The following is an 18,673-nucleotide window of genomic DNA, read 5'->3' as shown; positions in this document are numbered from 1 at the left end:
TGTGGGGATTCCTCGCTGTGGCCGTACGGACGCGCACGTACGGAGATGGTCGGACGGACGGGGTCATACGGACGGGGTCACACGGGCGGGGTCATACGCAACGCGGATACGGACGTGGGCCACACGCGGGGCCGGTCACGGGGCGGGGCCGGATGGCCCCGAAGCGCCGGGGCCGTCGGGCGTGAAGTGCCGCGTCACCGGCCGGAGTCATCGCGCCAGCGCGCGGCGGACCCGGCCGAGCACCCGCCGCAGCAGGGACCGCCGGACGGGCGCGCCCTTCGGTGCGGCGGCCTTCTTCCGCTTCGGCAGCGCGGTGGCCGCGACGACCCTCGCCACCCCGTCCTCGGCGAACCGCAGGCCGACGGGCAGGACCGTCCAGCGGGGTGCGCCGCGCTTGGCCGACGGCAGCCCCACCTCGACGTGCCAGGCCCGGCCGGTGAGCGTCTCCACGGGCAGCTCCGACGAGAGGAGCGCCCCGTCGCCCTTGGGCACGAGCGTGGCGGGGCTCTCCGCCTTCGCGCCGCTCGCCGCGTCCGTCAGCCGCAGCGCCACGTCCTCCGGGTCGGCGGCGTGCAGCCGCAGCGGTACGGAGAGGCTGCCGTCGTCGTACGTCACGTGGGCGGGGGCGATCCCCGCGACGTCCTGGTCGAAGCGGCTGGTGGCGTGGTCGACGTCCAGCGACAGGTTGCCGTACGGCTCGGTCCAGTACGGCAGCACCAGCCGCCGGGGCGTGCCGCCGAGGGTGCCCTGGCGGGCCGCGTCCACGGTGTCCGCGCGGACGGCTCCCAGCCGGGCCTCCTTGGTCCACCCGCAGGCGCTGATACGGAAGTGGAGGTCCCAGATGCCGGGGCCGAGGGGGGCGCGGTTGGCGGCGGTCCCGGGGTCCACGGACGACTCGGCCCGCAGGACGAGCCGGAAGGCTCCGTCGGCGCCGTCGGCGGGCACCCGCTCGCGCGTGAACTCGACGGGCTGGTAGAACTCGGCGGCCGTGGAGCGTTCCCGTACAACGAGGTCGACCTTCGCCTGGTCCACCGGGGCGCGGGTGCTGGCGCCCACCTCCCGGATCGCGGCGGCGGTCTCCTCGCCGAAGGGCAGGTCGAGGCGGGCCTCGCCGTCCTCGGTGAGGAACGTGAGCGGGGAGCCGGCCACCTGGTACTCGGCGGTGAAGCCGATCCGCAGCGCCCCCGTCTCCCAGCCGAGCGTCTCCAGCCGTCCGGTGGGCTTGATCCCGGCCTCCCACCGGGCCAGTTCCTCCAGGTCGGCGAACCGGTCGGCGGTCACCAGCGCGGCGACGACCTGCTGGGTGGGCTGGAGTCCGGCGGCGACCCCGGGGCCCATGCGCTCGACGACCACCCCGCGGATCTCGTCGTACAGCTCGCGGCGGTAGTCCTCGGGCAGGGCCAGGAGCCGGCGCCCGCGCAGCCTCTCCACCATCTCGTTGCGCAGCCAGCGGCGGTAGAGCTTGTCGCGCAGCGCGCCCGGCTCGGTGTTGCGCTCGACGACGTCCAGCGCCTCGCGGAGGTTCTTGAAGTAGCCGACCGGGTCGAAGCGCTGGAAGCCGGCGTTCGAGGCGTCCTCGCGCTTGACGTGGTAGTAGCAGAGATAGTCGCTCAGCACCGCGACGTTCGAGGCGAGCAAGTAGGTCTCGGCGACAAAGACATGGTCTTCGAGGCGGCGCCGGCCTTCCTTGAATCGGATGCCGTTCCGGTCGAGGAATTCCTTGCGGAACATCTTGTGCGGAGTGAGGCTGTCGATCAGCGGGGCATTCCCGACGTTCGCGTGCGGCCGATTCACACGGAACAGTTCCAGCGGGACCGGCCGGCCCTTGCCCGCCATCTTTCCGACGATCACATCGGCGTTGTTCTCGACGCCGTATTCGTACATGCGCTCAAGGGCTTCGTCACCGAGCCAGTCGTCATTGTCGACGAACATCACGAACTCGCCCCGGGCCGCCGCGATCCCGACGTTGCGGGGCTTGCCGGACCAGCCGGACGGCTCCTGGTGGATCACGTGCATGTGGGGGTGCTCGGCGGCGAGCCGGTCGAGCCGTTCGGGCGTTCCGTCCGTCGACCCGTCGTTGACGAAGATGGCTTCGTACGTGTCGTCAGGCAGGCTCTGGCGCAGCAATGAGGCAATGCAGTCCTCGATGTACTGACCGGGGTTGTACACCGGAATAACCACGCTGACCTTGACGGACATGCGATAAGCCCCACTGGTGAAAGCGCCCCGGCGTCTGCTCGCGGGACATCGGAAAACCCACAATATCGTCTGGCCGTAAGGCAGCGGGATCGCCGTCCACAGCTGCGGCCGCCCGGTCCGTTAATCATTCCGGACCGGGCGGCCGGCGGTTCAGCGTCCGACGGCCTCGATCTGCTTGCGCAGCGGACCGAACGCGGAGCGCCCGCGGCGCAGGTCACGGGCGCGGGTGAGCTGACGCCAGAAGTCGGCGGTGAGGACGGTCTCGGGGGCGATCGCGTTCTTGCGCACGATCACCTCGTCCGGGACGGCCTGGGGGTCCGGTACGACGTACTCCTCGATGATCTTGTCGTACGCGTCCTTGAGGACCGTGCTCGTCGGGTCGGCGCCGAAGACCAGCACCACGCCGGTCGGCTGCGTGTCGACCTCGACCACGAGCAGGTCGGGGCGGAAGCGGCGGAGCACGGTGGCGACCTTGTAGACGTCCCCGGTCCACGCGTCGGTGTGGCGGTCGCGGGCGGCCTCGTCGATGTTGCGGGGCAGCATGTCGTCGAGCACGATCACGCTGGACCAGCGCGCGTGGCGCTCGACGTTCATGAAGTCGCGCAGGGCGAACTCGAAGAGGTGCATGCCGTCGATGAACGACAGGTCCAGCTTGGGGTCGCCGCCGAACAGCGCGAGGGGGTCCTTGCGGGCCAGCGCGCGGAACGGGTTGCGCTGCGGCCGCAGGTGCAGCAGGGGATCCTTGCGCGCGAAGAAGTCGTCGCTGGTCGCACGCACCAGGTGGACGTCGCAGCTGATCGCCTTGACCACCTTGAAGGCGGGGTCGACCGCTACGGAGGGAACGCGGGAGAGAGCCAGGCTGCGACCGTCGTTGACCCCGATCTCCAGGTAGGTACGGGGCTTGTAGACGCGGTGCAGTTGACGCAGGAAGCCGTGGCGATCCACTGAGGGCCCTTCACTCAGAAGCAAACATTGGAGACGTTAATTCCGAGTGAAGGTAGTCCCTCCGCCGACAAAACGTAAATGGCTACCGTCCGGTGGCGGCGCCTCCGCGCTCGCTCTCCAGCAGGGCGGGGAAGGCCTCCACGAGAGCTTCACGCCACTCCCTCATCGGTCCGAACCCGGCCTCCTTCCACCGGTCGTGGCCCAGCACGCTGTACGCGGGCCGGGGCGCGGGCCGGACGAAGGCGTCGCTGGTCGTGGGGCGTACCCGGGCGGGATCCGCGCCCAGCAGCCGGAAGATCTCGCGCGTGAGGCCGAACCAGGTCGTTTCGCCCCCGTTCGTCCCGTGGTAGACACCGGCCGGCGCCTCGCCGCGCAGGGCGTGCCGGCCGAGGCCGGCCAGGCGCTCCGCGAGGTCCGCCGACCAGGTCGGCTGACCCCTCTGGTCATTCACCACATCGAGGGTGTCCTTGACACCCTCCAGCTTGATCATTGTTCTGATGAAATTGCCACCGCCGGCGCCGTAGAGCCACGCGGTACGGATCACGAACCCGGTCTCCGGGAGCGTCTCCAGGACGGCGCGCTCGCCGGCGGCCTTCGTACGGCCGTAGGCGTTGATCGGCGCCAGCGGGCTGTCCTCCGGGTACGGGTCCCCGGCGTCGCCCGCGAGGACGTAGTCCGTGGAGACGTGGAGCAGGAGGGCGCCGGAGTCCCGGCAGGCCTCCGCGAGGACCCGGGGCCCCGTGCCGTTGACCGCGAGGGCCGCCTCCTCGCCGGCCTCGGCGTCGTCCACCGCCGTCCAGGCCGCGCAGTTCACCACCACGGCGGGTCGGTGCTCGTCCAGGGCGGCCCGTACGGACGCGGGGTCGGTGATGTCCAGGGCGGCCCTGCCGAGCCCCGTGACGGCCTCTCCGTCCGCCGTGAGCCGGGCCAGGAGGTCCTGGCCCAGCATGCCGCCCGCTCCGGTGACCAGCCAGCCGCTCACAGCGCCGCACGCTCCTTGAGGGGCTCCCACCACGCGCGGTTGTCGCGGTACCACCGCACCGTCTCGGCGAGGCCCGTGACGAAGTCCTTGCGCGGCTCGTACCCCAGCTCGGTGCGGATCTTGGCGCAGTCGACGGAGTACCGCCGGTCGTGGCCCTTGCGGTCGGTGACGTACTCGACGCTGGTGTCCCAGTCCGCCCCGCACGCCTCCAGGAGCAGCCCGGTCAGTTCCTTGTTGGACAGTTCCGTACCGCCGCCGATGTTGTAGACCTCGCCCGCCCGGCCCTTCGTGCGGACCAGCTCGATGCCCTGGACGTGGTCGTCGATGTGCAGCCAGTCGCGTACGTTCCCGCCGTCTCCGTAGAGCGGGACCTTCTTGCCGTCCAGCAGGTTCGTGATGAACAGCGGGATGACCTTCTCGGGGAAGTGGTGGTGCCCGTAGTTGTTGGAGCAGCGGGTCACGCGCACGTCGAGGCCGTGGGTGCGGTGGTACGAGAGCGCGATCAGGTCGCTCGACGCCTTCGCGGCGGAGTACGGCGAGTTGGGCGCCAGCGGGTCGGTCTCGGGCCAGGAGCCCTCGTCGATGGAGCCGTAGACCTCGTCCGTGGAGATGTGCACGAAGGTCTTCACCCCGGCGCGGTGCGCGGCGTCGATCAGGGTGTGCGTGCCGACGACGTTCGTACGGACGAACTCGGCGCCCCCGTCGATGGACCGGTCGACGTGCGACTCGGCGGCGAAGTGCACCACCTGGTCGTGCTCGGCCATCAGCTTGGCGGCCAGCTGCGGGTCGCAGATGTCCCCTTCCACGAAGGAGAACCCGGCGTGGTCGCGGACCTCGTCGAGGTTGGCCGGGTTGCCCGCGTAGGTGAGCTTGTCGAGCACGGTGAGGGCGACGTCACCGGGGCCCTGCGGACCGAGCACCGTACGGACGTAGTGCGAGCCGATGAAGCCCGCCCCGCCGGTCACCAGGATCCTGGTGGGACGGCCGGAAGTGGCGGAAGTGGTCATGACGAGATCTGCACCTTGCTGTGGTCGCCGAGGACGAGGCGGTGGGCGGACGGGTGACGGGGGGCGGGGGTGACCTCGACGTTGCGGCCGATCAGCGACGCCTCGACCCGGCGTACACCGGTGATGGAGGCACCCCGCAGGATGATGGAGTACTCGATCTCGCTGTCCTCGATCGTGCACTCCTCCGAGACGGACGTGAAGGGACCGATGTAGGCGTCGCTGACCACCGTGTCCGCGCCGATGATCGCGGGGCCGACGATCCGGCTCCCGGTCACCTTGGCGCCCTTCTCGATCCTGACCCGGCCGATGATCTCACTGTCCGCGTCGACGGTGCCTTCGCAGAACGGCTCGATCCGCTCCAGCACCGAGCGGTTGACCTCCAGCATGTCCGTGACGTTGCCGGTGTCCTTCCAGTACCCGGAGATGGTCGTGGAACGGACGTCCTTCTTCTGGTCGATGAGCCACTGGATGGCGTGGGTGATCTCCAGTTCGCCGCGCCAGGAGGGCTCGATGGACCGTACGGCCTCGTGCACGGCGGGGGTGAAGAGGTAGACGCCGACCAGCGCGAGGTCGCTCTTGGGCTGCTTGGGCTTCTCCTCCAGGGCCACCACCCGGCCGCCGACGTCGAGTTCGGCCACGCCGAAGGAGGTCGGGTTGGGCACCTGGGTGAGCAGGATCTGCGCGTCGGGGCGGTCGGCGCGGAATCCGTCGACCAGACCGGAGATGCCGCCGACGATGAAGTTGTCACCCAGGTACATCACGAAGTCGTCGTCGCCCAGGAATGCGCGGGCGATCAGCACCGCGTGCGCCAGGCCGAGCGGGGCCTCCTGCTGGAGATAGGTGATCCGCATTCCGAATTGCGAGCCGTCGCCGACCGCTTCACGGATCTCGTCGGCGGTGTCGCCGACGATGACTCCGACCTCCGTGATGCCCGCTTCCGCGATCGCTTCCAGTCCGTAGAAGAGCACCGGTTTGTTCGCGACCGGTACCAGCTGTTTGGCGGAGGTGTGCGTGATGGGGCGCAGACGGGTACCCGCCCCGCCGGACAGCACGAGAGCCTTCACGTTTTCCCGACCTCACTGAAGATTGTTACTGCGCGGGCTGTACGGATCAGCCCGATTTTACCCAGCGTTTCCCCAGAGGGCAGTACGCGGCCACGTCCGGACACGCTCCCGGCGGCCCCCGGCGCGCCGCCGTCCGCTCATCCTTTCGACGTCAGCGCGCCCATGCTCCTGCGCAGCCTGCGGGCCGCCCGCCGCGCCAGCGACGCGGGCCTGCGGATGGTCCTGGCCGGTTCCACCCGCCGCTTGCCCGCCCAGTCGTTGACGGTGATCTCGTACGTCGCGTCGGGGATCCCCGCCCCGCGGGCCCCGAAGTGCGGGTAGGCGAGATACGTCGTCCCCGTCCGGCCCTTGCGCACCACCTCGGGCGCGGTGCCGGCCCGGAGGAAGGCGAGGACGTCGAGGAGGAGGTCGAGCCGGCCCCTGGCCACACACTCCAGGCGGAGCCGCTCGTTCACCTTGAGCCGGGCCGCCAGACCCGGCGTCCAGTATTCGGCCATCAGAGGGGCGGCCAGCTCCATCTTGTGGCGCCGGACGTCGTCGGACTCCTTGAGGAGGCGGGGGGTGAACTGCTGGAGCAGGGTGACCGTGAACGGTCTGGTCATCAGCTTGTCGCGCTTGGCACCCGGTGGTACGAGGTCGGCGATCAGCTTCATCAGGGCCCGCGCGGAATCGAACCGCAGAATGTATCCGCCCGACTTGGTGACGTGCTTGCCGTCGTCGCGGCCGACCAGGTAATAGCACGTGTAGTCGGCCACGATGGAGACGCCGGAGCCCCGCAGGAACGCCTCCAGCGTGAAGAGGGCGTCCTCGCCGGTCTTCAGTTCCTCGTCGAAGCGCAGGTCCAGCCGGGTGAGCAGGTCGCGCCGGAAGAGCTTCTGCGCGCTGAGCGCGAAGATGGCCCGCGAGTTGAACACGTCGACCCGCTCGACGGTCTTCCCCCACATGGACCGGGGGGCGGTGCGGTTGACGCCCTCGACCTTGCCGAGGACCACGTCCGTACCGGCGCGGTCGGCCATGGCGACCATCCGCTCCAGGGCCTCCTCGCCGAAGTAGTCGTCGGCGTCGAGGAAGAACACATAACGCCCGCGTGCCAGGGACAGCCCCACATTGCGGGGGCCGCTGGGGCCGCCGGAATTGGCCTGGCGCACCACTCTGGTCGGTACGGCGGACTCGGCGGCGAATTTCTCCAGATACTCCCCCGTACCGTCGGTCGAACCGTCGTCGACCGCGACGATCTCGATTCTTCCGGCGCCCAGGGTCTGTTTCTCCACCGATTCCAGACAGCGGACGAGGTAGGGCATCGCCTCATACGCACCGACGATGACGCTCACATCAGGAACAGCAATGTTGTTCATCGAGTTTTAAGACAATCGCCGCCGAGTATCGGTTGCCTCGCTCTCATCACCTGGAATGTGACGTCCATCACGACTCATTCGCGTCGTGCGGTACGACGCGAAAACCCGCGGAACACCGGAGGGCGTTCCGCGGGTCTTCGTACATCCCCGGAGGGATCGGCGGGCCGGGATCAGCCGCGCAGGGACGGATCCAGATCGTTGTTCTCCGGCTCCACGAAGGCGTCCGCGGCCGTCTCCAGCCCTTCCTCCGCCCTGGCCTCCACCGGCGCCGAGTCGTCCGGCGCCCCCGCGTCGGCCACGCTGTCGGGCTCGGCGAGGCGCTGCTCGACGCCGATGTTGCGCGCCAGGGACTTGGCGGCCAGCGTGCGGGTGGCCGCGTTGAACTGCTCGATCGACGTGGGCTCGTCGGGGCCCAGCAGATACCGCTTCAGTTCGTGGCGCGCGGCCGCCCGGGTGTCCCCGGCCGGGTCCGTCACCGTACGGAGCAACTCGTCGAGCTCCTCCGCGCTGTTGGACAGGATCACCGCGGCCCGAACGGCGGTGTTCTGCCGCTTGAACTCCTCGGCGCCCAGCTCCGCGGAGTCGGTCACCGCGTACGGCTTGCCGCTCGCGATGAAGTCGGAGACCACGCTGGAGATGTCGGAGACCATGGCGTCCGACTCGTTGAAGCAGTCGTAGAGCCGCGGCTCGGCGCCGCTGATGACCCGGTGCTCCCACCAGCCGAAGGAACGCCAGTAGGCGGTGTTCCACTCGGCCCTGAGCCGGGTCAGCTCCGCCTGCCGTGCCGGGTCGGCCTTGGCGTCACGGGACTCCTCGGCCTCGTCGCGGCTCGCGTCCGCGCCGGCCGTCAGCGCGGTGAGACGGGCCTCGACCCGGCTCAGCTCGGCCCGCGCGGCGGCCTGCTCCTCGCGCTGGGCGGCGCTCACCCAGCGGGTGTCGGTCGCCCGCTCCGCCGCGGCCTTCTGCACCAGCGCCACGATGCGCTCGTGGACCGCCTTCGCCTTGGGGCTGCGGGTGCCGGTGAACGGGTGCGGCTTGTACAGGAGCCGTACGGGCTGCTCGGCGGCGAGCAGCCGGTTCACGATGTTCTCCCCGGCCAGCAGCAGGGAGGTGTTGCCGGGGTTGTCGTCCCAGCCCTCCCAGGTGGGCGCGTACAGCACCGTGGGCACGGGGTGGCGCGGTACGCCCGTCCCCGACGCGATGGGGGCCAGCTGCGGGCGCCCCACCTCCACGATGTCCTCGTCGCGGACACCGACGTCGGCGAGCGCGTACCGGTCGCGGCCCGCGCGGCCCGCCGTCCACACCTCGTCGTACGCCTTGCTGAACGGGTTGACGCTGGCGAGCTTGTCGCTGTCGCCGTGGCCGATGAAGACGTGCTTCATGGTCGGCACCCGCAGCATGTGGATGTTCTTGCCCACGTTCGCCGCGTACAGGGCGACCCGGACGGTCGACAGGTCCAGGTTCATCAGGTGCACCCCGCCGGGGACGCACAGCACCGGCACGGCCGTCGGCAGGAGCTGCTGGGCGATGACCCGCTCGCGCAGCAGGATCATCGGCCGGTCCTCCATCTGGTCCAGCGTCTCCAGCCACATGTTGACCTGGTACGCGGACTCCTTGGAGCCGGAGAAGTAGAGGATCGTCGTCGGCCGGTAGTCGGCCAGCCAGACGTCCACGGCCGCCAGGACCTTCTCGGCGGAGGGGACGAGCCGGCTGGGCCGCAGGTACGGCAGCAGGGCCAGGACGTACCCGACACCGAGGACCAGCGTGAGCGCGAGGCTCGCGTACCCGTACAGGTTCTCGTCCGTGGCCAGGGCGGTGATCACGCCCGCCATGGCGAAGAGGTCCAGGTGGAGCATCTTCTCGGCGGACCGGTGGAGCAGCCAGCGCGGCGGGGCGTCCGGGATCCGGATGGAGCCGAGGTCGATGTTCCGCGTGACGACGGGGAGCCTGCGGCGCAGGCGGAGCAGGGTCACCACCGCGCCGTGCGGTGCCTGGAGGCCGTAGAACACGAGGACCGTCACGACGGTCACGTAGAAGATGCGGTCCTGACCGAGCCCGGAGCGGGCGACGAGCAGCACGAGGAGAAGCTGCCGGATCAGGAAGCGGATGGAGAGACCGGCGCGCACTTTGGCGAGGCGGTTCACCAGGTAACTGCCGCGGTGGTGCAGATGCGCGTCCGCGACATAACTGACAGCCACCGCGACTGCGAACAGCCAGGTGTCAGGAATTATCGCGGCGACCATGATGCACGGGAAACTGAGCACCAGGAGAAGTGCCGCTGCCAGCTCTGATCCGCTGCCTACCCGGGCGAGGCGAATGGCTGTCGAAATCACGAAGAACCTGCTCCAGACCGTGCCGGCTGATGACCTTGCGACGAAAGTGTGAAGACGAAGCTTCACGAACTCGGGCCCCCGCGGTGCGCAATTCCGCAACCGCGAAGGCCCATATCATGGATTGTCACGAATTATTACACATCTTCCTGACGGTCCAGGACGGCGGCCAGCGCCTGTTCAAAACCGGAGGCCTCGGACGCGGTGCGCGTCGGGTCCTGCTGCCGTACGTCGATGACGTGGCCGGTCAGCTCGGAGAGCAGGACGTCGAGGGACGTCCTGGCGACCGCCTCGGAGGAGAGCAGGGAACCGGCGGGCTCCTGGCCGAACGCCTTGGTCCGCATGGGGGTGGCGGTGCGCTCGGGGTTCACGCAGTTCACGCGGATCCCGTCGGCGGCCCACTCGTCCGACAGCGCCTGGGTCAGGTTCACCATGGCGGCCTTGGTGGACGAGTAGAGGCTGTACTCCGCGCGGCCCCGGGTGTAGCTGGAGGACGTGTAGAGAAGCAACTGGCCTTTGGTCTCGGCCAGGTACTTGTACGAGGCGCGCGCGATCTGCACCGGCGCCAGGTAGTTGACGTTCAGCGCTTCCTGGATCGTCGTGTTGTCCGTCTCGGCCAGCTTGCCGATGCGCAGCACGCCCGCGGTGTTGATGACGTAGTCGATGCGGCCGGTTTCCGAGTACGCCTTCGACAGGGCGTCGTCCACGTGTTCCGGGTTCTCGACGTGCGTACCGGTGGTGGAGCGGCCGAGCGCGTACACCGACGCGCCGTACCGCTCCGCCAGGGCGGCGATGTCCGCGCCGATCCCGTACGAACCGCCGAAGACCACCAGCGTGCGGCCGGAGAGCAGGTCGCGGTAGGCGGCCTCGTCGGCCTGGGCGGGGGCGGCGGTGGAGGCCAGCTGGAAGAGCTTGTCGGCGATGAAGACGTCGACGGGCTGGGTGACCTTCATGTTGTACTCGTCGCCCGCGACGACGTAGATCGGCACGTCGGGCAGGTACTTGAGCACCACCGAGCAGTCGTCCGTGGCCTGGAAGTTGGGGTCGCCGCCGGCGATGTCGTACGCCTTGCGGATCGTGGAGAGCTTGAAGGCCTGCGGGGTCTGGCCGCGCCGCAGCCGGGCGCGGTCGGGGACCTCGGTGATGAACTCGCCGTCGCCGCCGTGCGTACGGGTCACGATGATGGTGTCCGCGGAGGGGATCGCGACGTCGACGGCCTGGTAGCGGTCGAGCGCGTCCACGCAGTCCTGGATCACCCGCTGCGAGAGCAGGGGCCGTACCGCGTCGTGGAACAGGACGTTGGCGTCCTCGCCCTCCGCCAGGCCCTCGCCCAGCGCGGCGATGGCCCGCTCGGTGGTCTCGTTCCGCGTCGCGCCGCCCTCGATCACCCGGGTGACCTTGCTCAGGCCGGCCTTGATGACGATCTTCTCCACGTCGGGGACGAAGCCCGGCGCCATGAGCACGATGACGTCGTCGATCGCGTCGGCCTGCTGGAAGATCGACAGCGTGTGCTCGATGACCGCCTTGCCCGCGATCTTCAGCAGCTGCTTGGGGATCGACAGGCCCACGCGCTGACCTGTACCGCCCGCCAGGACGACGGCGGTGGTGCGGGGCCTCGCGTTGGACGCGGAAGTTGCAGACACGTAACTGACCTACCTTGCGGACTCAGAGGATGAATCGATGGTCCCACCCGCGGCAATCGTCCCGCAAGGCGGAGCACGGCTGTCAGCCACCCCCACGCAACCCCTGATTCACCTGGACAGGCTACTGCGGCACTGGTCATGACACGATCGCCGGAGGGGCGGGAACCCACCCCTCCGGCGATCGGAGAGACGCCTGTCACAGGACGGCGCCGCTGACCTGCGCGTCCCGTACGGCCGGAAGGAGCCGAAAGGGCTAGAAGGGGTCGAACTCGTCGTACTCCTTCTGGACGTCGTCGCGCTCCGCGTCCCGGTCCCTGCGGCGCTGCGACGCGGGACGGGGTGCCTCCAGGCGGTGGTCCTCGCCGCGGCGGCCCAGCATCTCGGCGCCCGCCATCATCGTGGGCTCCCAGTCGAAGACGACCGCGTTGTCCTCGGCGCCGATCGCCACGCCGTCGCCCGACCGGGCGCCGGCCTTCATCAGCTGGTCCTCGACGCCGAGCCGGCTGAGCCGGTCCGCGAGGTAGCCGACGGCCTCGTCGTTGCTGAAGTCGGTCTGGCGCACCCAGCGTTCGGGCTTCTCGCCCCGTACGCGGTAGATCCCGTCCTCCTCCAGGGTGACGGTGAAGCCCGCGTCGTCCACGGCCTTCGGACGGATGACGATCCGGGTCGCCTCCTCCTGCGGCTTGTCGGCGCGGGCCTTGGCGACGGCCTCGGCGAGTCCGAAGGACAGCTCCTTGAGGCCGGTACGGTCGACCGCGGACGCCTCGAAGACGTGGTAGCCGCGCTTCTCCAGCTCGGGCCTGATCATGTCGGCGAGGTCCTTGCCGTCCGGGATGTCGACCTTGTTGAGGACGACCATGCGCGGCCGGTCCTCCAGGCCCCCGTACAGCGCCAGCTCCGCCTCGATCACGTCGAGGTCGGTGACCGGGTCGCGGTCGGACTCCAGCGTGGCGGTGTCCAGGACGTGCAGCAGCACCGAGCAGCGCTCGACGTGACGGAGGAATTCCAGACCGAGGCCGCGGCCCTGGCTGGCGCCGGGGATCAGTCCGGGCACGTCCGCGATCGTGTAGACGACCGAACCGGCCGTGACCACCCCGAGGTTGGGGATGAGCGTGGTGAACGGGTAGTCCGCGATCTTCGGCTTGGCGGCCGAGAGCACGGAGATCAGCGACGACTTGCCGGCGCTCGGGTAGCCGACGAGCGCGACGTCGGCGACCGTCTTGAGCTCCAGGACGATGTCACCGCCGCCACCGGGCACGCCGAGCAGCGCGAAGCCGGGGGCCTTGCGGCGGGCGGAGGCGAGGGACGCGTTGCCGAGGCCGCCGCGGCCGCCTTCTGCCGCCACGTACGTCGTGCCCTGGCCGACGAGGTCGGCGAGGACGTTGCCGGCCTTGTCGAGGACGACCGTGCCGTCCGGGACGGGCAGGATCAGGTCCTGGCCGTCCTTGCCGGAGCGGTTGGCCCCGGCGCCGGGCTGGCCGTTGGTGGCCTTGCGGTGCGGCGTGTGGTGGTAGTCGAGCAGCGTCGTCACGTCCTGGTCGACGACCAGGATCACGTCGCCGCCGTGTCCGCCGTTGCCGCCGTCGGGTCCGCCGAGCGGCTTGAACTTCTCACGGTGTACGGAGGCGCAGCCGTGGCCTCCGCTACCCGCGGCGACATGCAGCTCGACGCGGTCCACGAAGGTGGTCATGGGGATTGCCTCCAGTACATACGGAAATGTCTCAACAACAACACACGAAGGGCGGACCCGCTTCCCGATACTCCGGGAAGCGAGGTCCGCCCTCGCGAAGAAACCCGTTCTACAGGTGCCTGACGACCGATGGGTCTCAGGCGACCGGAACGATGTTCACGACCTTGCGGCCACGGCTGGTGCCGAACTCCACCGCGCCGGCGCTCAGCGCGAACAGCGTGTCGTCGCCGCCGCGGCCGACGCCGGAACCGGGGTGGAAGTGGGTGCCGCGCTGGCGGACCAGGATCTCACCGGCGTTGACGACCTGACCGCCGAAGCGCTTCACGCCGAGCCGCTGAGCATTCGAATCGCGCCCGTTCCGAGTGGACGATGCGCCCTTCTTGTGTGCCATGTCTCCTCAGTCCCTTACTTCGCAGCCGCGGGGATACCGGTGACCTTGATCGCCGTGTACTGCTGGCGGTGACCCTGGCGACGGCGGTAGCCGGTCTTGTTCTTGTAGCGAAGGATGTCGATCTTGACACCCTTGTGGTGATCCACGATCTCGGCCTGGACCTTGATGCCGTCCAGGACCCACGGGTCGCTGGTGACGGCGTCGCCGTCGACCACGAGCAGGGTCGAGAGCTCGACCGTGTCGCCAACCTTGGCGGTGGGAATCTTGTCAACCTCAACGATGTCGCCGACAGCAACCTTGTGCTGGCGGCCACCGCTGCGCACGATGGCGTACACGCGGAACTCACTCTCGCTCGGAACGGAAACCCCTGACGCCAGCCGCTCGCACGGCCCGGGGCCGTGACGATCCGAAAGGACGAGCGGCCTCCTCCGGCGAGGTGGAGCGGCGCCGGAAGGTGGGTGCTCAGGGATTGGCGCGTACATAAACACGCCGACGGCCAAGAGTACGGGCAGGCCACCGGGGGGGTCAAACCAGCCCGGTGGGCGCAACGGCCCGTGCCCCGCCCCGGGGAGTCCGGGGCGGGGCACGGGCCGTTCGGCCGCCGTACACCGGGACGGGCCCGGCGCCGGCGGGGACGGACGACTCAGCTGTCGGTCGACGCCGTGACGGACGGGGCCGTCTGCTCGGCGGCCGACGTCTTCTTCGCCGCCGCCTTCGTCGTCTTCTTGGCCGTGGTCTTCTTCGCGACCGTCTTCTTGGCGGCGGTCTTCTTCACCGCCGCCTTCTTGGCGACGGCCTTCTTGACGGTCTTGCGGGCCGTCTTCTTGGCCGGGGCGGCGTCCGCGTCCGGCGTCTCCGGCGTTTCCTGGGCCGCCTGCGGCTCCTGGTCGGACCCGGGAGCCTCGGCCGGTACGGCAGCAGCCTCCTCGGGCTTCGACGCGGCCACCACGACCACCGCGGCGTCCTCCGCGCCCGTCGGCGAACCGGCGGGGGCGGTGACCTTGCGGGTCGCCCTGCGGCGGGCCCGCGGCGGCGCGGCGTCCGGGGTCGCCTCCGCATCGGGGGCCGTGGCGGCCTCCGCGGCCGGGGCCGGCTCGGGCACGGGCTCGTGCTCGGTCACCGGTACGACGACCTCGGCGGCGGCCTCCGCGTCGGCGGCCCTGGGCGAACCGGCCGGGGCCGTCGCCTTGCGGGTCGCCCTGCGGCGGGTACGGCCCGTGGGGGCCGCCTCCTCGGGCGCCGCCTCCTGGGCGGGCGCCTCCACGGACGGGGCGGTGTCCTCGGCGGACGCCTCCACGACCGGCGGGGCCTCGGCGACCGGCGTCTCCACGACGATCTCCGCCGCCTCCGCCTCGGCCGCCCTCGGCGAACCGGCCGGAGCCGACGCCTTGCGCGACGCCCGGCGGCGCGAACGGCCGCGTACGGACGCCTCGGCCTCCGCCACGCTGCTGAACAGCTCCTCGTCGGGCGCGAACTCCGCCACCGCGAACGGGACCGGTGCCGCCACCTCGGCGGCCAGTTCGGCCTCCGTCTCGTGCTCGGGCTCGGTCAGCACGTCGGCGTACTCGTGCTCGTGGTCGTGCTCGTGTCCGTCGTGACCGTGGTCCTGGTCCGTACCCGCCGAGCCGCCGCGGCCGCGCTTCTTGGAACGCTTGCCGTTCCCGCTCACCGCGCCGTTGTGGTGGGCGTTGCCGCTGCCGTTCCCGCCACCGCCACCGGACGCCGTCGGCTGTTCCATGTGGACGATCACACCGCGCCCGTTGCAGTGGACGCAGGTCTCGGAGAACGACTCCAGCAGGCCCTGACCGACCCGCTTGCGGGTCATCTGGACCAGGCCCAGCGAGGTGACCTCGGCCACCTGGTGCTTCGTACGGTCCCGGCCCAGGCACTCCAGCAGCCGCCGCAGCACCAGATCCCGGTTGGACTCCAGCACCATGTCGATGAAGTCGATCACGACGATGCCGCCGAGGTCGCGCAGCCGCAGCTGACGCACGATCTCCTCGGCCGCCTCCAGGTTGTTCCTGGTGACGGTCTCCTCCAGGTTGCCGCCCTGGCCGGTGAACTTCCCGGTGTTGACGTCGACCACGATCATGGCCTCGGTCTTGTCGATCACCAGCGAACCACCGCTCGGCAGCCAGACCTTGCGGTCCAGCGCCTTCATCAGCTGCTCGTCGATGCGGTACGTCGCGAAGACGTCGACCTCGCTCGTCCAGCGCGTCAGCCGGTCGGAGAGGTCCGGCGCGACGTGGGCGACGTACCCGTGGATGGTCTGCCACGCGTCGTCACCGCTGACGATGACCTTCGTGAAGTCCTCGTTGAAGATGTCGCGGACGACCCGGACGGTCATGTCGGGCTCACCGTAGAGAAGCGTCGGGGCGTTGCCGCTCTTCGACTTCTTCTTGATGTCCTCCCACTGGCCCTGGAGACGCTCGACGTCACGGCGCAGCTCGTCCTCGCTGGCGCCCTCGGCGGCCGTACGGACGATGACTCCGGCGTCGTCGGGGACGATCTTCTTGAGGATGGACTTGAGCCGGGACCGCTCGGTGTCGGGCAGCTTGCGGCTGATGCCGGTCATCGAGCCCTCGGGCACGTAGACCAGGTAACGGCCGGGCAGGGACACCTGACTGGTGAGGCGCGCGCCCTTGTGGCCGATCGGGTCCTTCGTCACCTGGACGAGCACCGACTGGCCGGACTTGAGCGCGGTCTCGATGCGGCGCGGGCCGTTGGCCATGCCCAGCGCCTCGAAGTTGACCTCACCGGCGTACAGGACGGCGTTGCGGCCCTTGCCGATGTCGACGAACGCGGCCTCCATGGACGGCAGTACGTTCTGCACCTTGCCCAGGTAGACGTTGCCGACGTAGCTGGTGGCCTGCTCCTTGTTGACGTAGTGCTCCACGAGCACGTTGTCCTCGAGGACGCCGATCTGGGTGCGCTCGCCGTTCTGCCGGACGACCATCACCCGCTCGACGGCCTCGCGGCGGGCGAGGAACTCCGCCTCGGTGATGATCGGCACCCGGCGGCGGCCCTGCTCGCGCCCCTCGCGGCGGCGCTGCTTCTTGGCCTCCAGGCGGGTCGAGCCCTTGATGGACTGCACCTCGTCGGAGCCGCTGTGGATCTCGCGCTCGCGGTCCGTCTCCTTGGCGCGCCGCTCACGCGGCTCGCGGACCTTGACGACCGTACGCTCCGGGTCGTCCTGGCCGTTCTGCGCGCTCTCGGCCTCGGGGCCGCTGTCACCGCTGCGACGGCGCCTGCGGCGACGGCGGCGGCTGCTGGAGGAGCCGGCGCCCGACCCGTTGTCCCCGTCGTCGTAGGAGGCGTCGTCGCCGTCGTCGTACGACCGCTCCGTCTCGTCCTCGGCGTGGTCGTGGGCGCGGTCGGCGGACCGGTCGGTGTGCTGGTCGGCGTGCTGGTCCGGGTGACGGTCGGTGTGCCGGTCGTCCGACTGCTCGTCCTGGGTGTCGTCCGGCTCCGCGGACTCACCGCGACGGCGGCGGCGGCCACCCCGGCGGCGGCGCCGCGAGGGGCGGTCGCCGTACTCGTCACCGTCGTCGAAGGGACCGTCGGCGCCCTCGGCGCCCTGGTCGGCCTCCGGCTCGCCGTCGTCGGCGTGCTGCTCCTGGGCGGCGGGCGCCCCGTCGGCGCGCGGGGCCTCGGCGGGCTCGGCGGACTCCCCGCGACGGCGGCGCCTGCGGCGGCCCGCCGGCTCGGGGGCGGCGACGGGCTCGGCGGGGGCCGCGTTCTCCGTCGTGTCCGTGTCGAGGATGTCCTCGTCCTCGTCGATGTGGTCGTCGAGGTCGTCGTGCCCGCGCGTCCCGGCGGCGGCGGCCATCGCGGCGGCCGTCTCGGGGGTCTGGAACATCGGCTCGGTGAAGACCGGGGCCTGGAAGACGGCCACGGCGGGCCGCGCGGCGCGGCGCCGCGAGCGCTCGGGGGCCTCGGGCTCCCGCTCGGGCTGCTGGGCGGGCTCGGGCTTCCTGGTGGCCCTGGCCGGCTGCGGCTCCGGCGCGGAGACGGGCTCGGCGGCGGCGGGGGTGGTCTCCGGCGCGGCGGCCCTGCGGCGCGTACGGCCCCGGGTGGCGGCCTTGCCGGCCGCCTCGACCTGGGCCTCGTCGGCGCTGATCTGGGCGACGGCGTCCTCGGGCAGGCTCTCGCCGGCCACGGGCTCGTTCTCGTCGGGGACCGCTGCGGGGGTGACGCCGGCTGCCGCCTCGGGCGCCGGGGCACCGGCGGGCGCGGTGGCCCTGCGGGTGGCGCGGCGGCGCGGACGGGCGGCGGGCGCCGCGTCCTCGGCGGGGGTCGCGGTCTCGCTCTGCGCCGGGCTGTCCGGCGTGCTGACGGCTGCTTCGGGTACGTCGGCCACGGTGGCCTCGTCCTGGGCGGCGGGGGTCTCGGGGGCGGCCTCGGGCGCGGCGACCTTGCGGGTGGCGCGGCGGCGGGTGCGCGGCGCGGGGGCTTCGGCGGGCGCCTCGACCGGTGCCTCGTCCGGCGTCACGGCCGCTGCTGTCGCGCTCTCCGTACCGTCCTCGGCCTGCGGCGGCCCGGCGGGCGCGGTGGCCTTGCGGGTCGCACGACGGCGCGTCCGCGGGGCGGGCGCCTCGTCGGGCGCCGCTTCCGCCACGGGGGCGGCGGCCGGCTCCGTGGTCGTCTCGGGGGTCGTCTCGGGCGCGGCCACCTTGCGGGTGGCCCTGCGGCGGGTGCGCGGCGCGGGCGTCTCGTCCGCCGCCGGTGCTTCCGCCGCGCCGTTCTCCGTACCGCCGCCGCTCTCCGTACCGCTCACGGCTTCCGCCGTCCCGGCGGACCCGACGCCCGCCGACGGCGGTCCCGCGGGGCGGGAGGCCGCGCGGCGCCTGCGCCGGGGGGGCAGCGTGTCGCTGGGTGTGTTGTTGTCTTCTTCGGTGGTCCCGGCCGTACCGGGTTCGTCGTTCTCAAGCATGCGGGGTTCTCCCGTCGCGTTCCCGGGCGCCGCGCCTGATTCCGGTCCGGCCGCGGCTCGCGCATCGCGCGATCACCGCCGTCCGGGGCGCGGGCGCCGCACGGGAACTGTTATGTCTGGCTCGCCGGTTCCCT

12 protein-coding genes are annotated in these 18,673 nt (G+C 70.9%); all 12 read right to left on the bottom strand.

The annotated features are described in order from the left end of the window. Positions 1-207 precede the first annotated feature (207 nt). Positions 208-2,199 (bottom strand): glycosyltransferase family 2 protein, encoded by a 1,992-nt coding sequence (locus ACIODU_RS13745; protein ID WP_401767309.1) that lies wholly within the window; start codon positions 2,197-2,199, stop codon positions 208-210. Positions 2,200-2,349: 150 nt separating this feature from the next. Then, positions 2,350-3,144, bottom strand: a complete 795-nt coding sequence (locus ACIODU_RS13740; RefSeq protein ID WP_356429968.1) for a class I SAM-dependent methyltransferase — start codon at positions 3,142-3,144, stop codon at positions 2,350-2,352. 82 nt (positions 3,145-3,226) lie between these two features. Further along, on the bottom strand, positions 3,227-4,093 hold the full coding sequence (rfbD, locus tag ACIODU_RS13735) for a dTDP-4-dehydrorhamnose reductase (protein WP_401767371.1): 867 nt from the start codon (positions 4,091-4,093) through the stop codon (positions 3,227-3,229). A gap of 29 nt (positions 4,094-4,122) precedes the next feature. Beyond that, positions 4,123-5,133 carry a dTDP-glucose 4,6-dehydratase gene (rfbB, locus tag ACIODU_RS13730; protein ID WP_356429964.1) on the bottom strand — a complete coding sequence of 337 codons (1,011 nt, stop codon included), beginning with the start codon at positions 5,131-5,133 and terminating at the stop codon, positions 4,123-4,125. Beyond that, positions 5,130-6,197, bottom strand: a complete 1,068-nt coding sequence (locus ACIODU_RS13725; RefSeq protein WP_401767307.1) for a glucose-1-phosphate thymidylyltransferase — start codon at positions 6,195-6,197, stop codon at positions 5,130-5,132. The genes rfbB and ACIODU_RS13725 overlap by 4 nt, the downstream gene beginning before the upstream one ends. A 137-nt stretch (positions 6,198-6,334) precedes the next feature. Continuing rightward, the gene (locus ACIODU_RS13720) at positions 6,335-7,552 is read right to left on the bottom strand and encodes a glycosyltransferase family 2 protein (protein ID WP_401767305.1); all 1,218 of its coding nucleotides are present in this window, start codon (positions 7,550-7,552) and stop codon (positions 6,335-6,337) included. A gap of 170 nt (positions 7,553-7,722) precedes the next feature. Further along, on the bottom strand, positions 7,723-9,885 hold the full coding sequence (locus tag ACIODU_RS13715; protein WP_401767303.1) for a hypothetical protein: 2,163 nt from the start codon (positions 9,883-9,885) through the stop codon (positions 7,723-7,725). A gap of 134 nt (positions 9,886-10,019) precedes the next feature. After that, positions 10,020-11,525, bottom strand: coding sequence for a bifunctional cytidylyltransferase/SDR family oxidoreductase (locus ACIODU_RS13710; RefSeq protein WP_356429959.1), 1,506 nt, complete (start codon positions 11,523-11,525; stop codon positions 10,020-10,022). Between the two features lie 253 nt (positions 11,526-11,778). Continuing rightward, complete coding sequence (gene obgE / locus ACIODU_RS13705; RefSeq protein ID WP_356429957.1) at positions 11,779-13,215, bottom strand: GTPase ObgE; 1,437 nt, start codon at positions 13,213-13,215, stop codon at positions 11,779-11,781. A 136-nt stretch (positions 13,216-13,351) separates the two neighbouring features. Beyond that, positions 13,352-13,606, bottom strand: coding sequence for a 50S ribosomal protein L27 (rpmA, locus tag ACIODU_RS13700; protein WP_161307630.1), 255 nt, complete (start codon positions 13,604-13,606; stop codon positions 13,352-13,354). Positions 13,607-13,620: 14 nt separating this feature from the next. Continuing rightward, positions 13,621-13,941, bottom strand: a complete 321-nt coding sequence (gene rplU / locus ACIODU_RS13695) for a 50S ribosomal protein L21 (protein ID WP_161307631.1) — start codon at positions 13,939-13,941, stop codon at positions 13,621-13,623. 308 nt (positions 13,942-14,249) lie between these two features. Continuing rightward, positions 14,250-18,539, bottom strand: a complete 4,290-nt coding sequence (locus tag ACIODU_RS13690; RefSeq protein ID WP_401767300.1) for an Rne/Rng family ribonuclease — start codon at positions 18,537-18,539, stop codon at positions 14,250-14,252. Positions 18,540-18,673: the final 134 nt, after the last annotated feature.

The organism is Streptomyces sp. NPDC088261 (genome assembly GCF_044740805.1).
Lineage (GTDB): Bacteria > Actinomycetota > Actinomycetes > Streptomycetales > Streptomycetaceae > Streptomyces.
Note: the sequence above shows the minus strand (reverse complement) of the source record. Positions and strands in the feature narration are given on the sequence as shown.

Bases quoted from the DNA above. Each gene is read 5' to 3' on its own strand.
- rfbB (WP_356429964.1), bottom strand. From the start codon at position 5,133: ATGACCACTTCCGCCACTTCCGGCCGTCCCACCAGGATCCTGGTGACC.
- ACIODU_RS13690 (WP_401767300.1), bottom strand. From the start codon at position 18,539: ATGCTTGAGAACGACGAACCCGGTACGGCCGGGACCACCGAAGAAGAC.
- rpmA (WP_161307630.1), bottom strand. From the start codon at position 13,606: ATGGCACACAAGAAGGGCGCATCGTCCACTCGGAACGGGCGCGATTCG.
- rfbD (WP_401767371.1), bottom strand. From the start codon at position 4,093: ATGCTGGGCCAGGACCTCCTGGCCCGGCTCACGGCGGACGGAGAGGCC.
- ACIODU_RS13720 (WP_401767305.1), bottom strand. From the start codon at position 7,552: ATGAACAACATTGCTGTTCCTGATGTGAGCGTCATCGTCGGTGCGTAT.
- obgE (WP_356429957.1), bottom strand. From the start codon at position 13,215: ATGACCACCTTCGTGGACCGCGTCGAGCTGCATGTCGCCGCGGGTAGC.
- ACIODU_RS13745 (WP_401767309.1), bottom strand. From the start codon at position 2,199: ATGTCCGTCAAGGTCAGCGTGGTTATTCCGGTGTACAACCCCGGTCAG.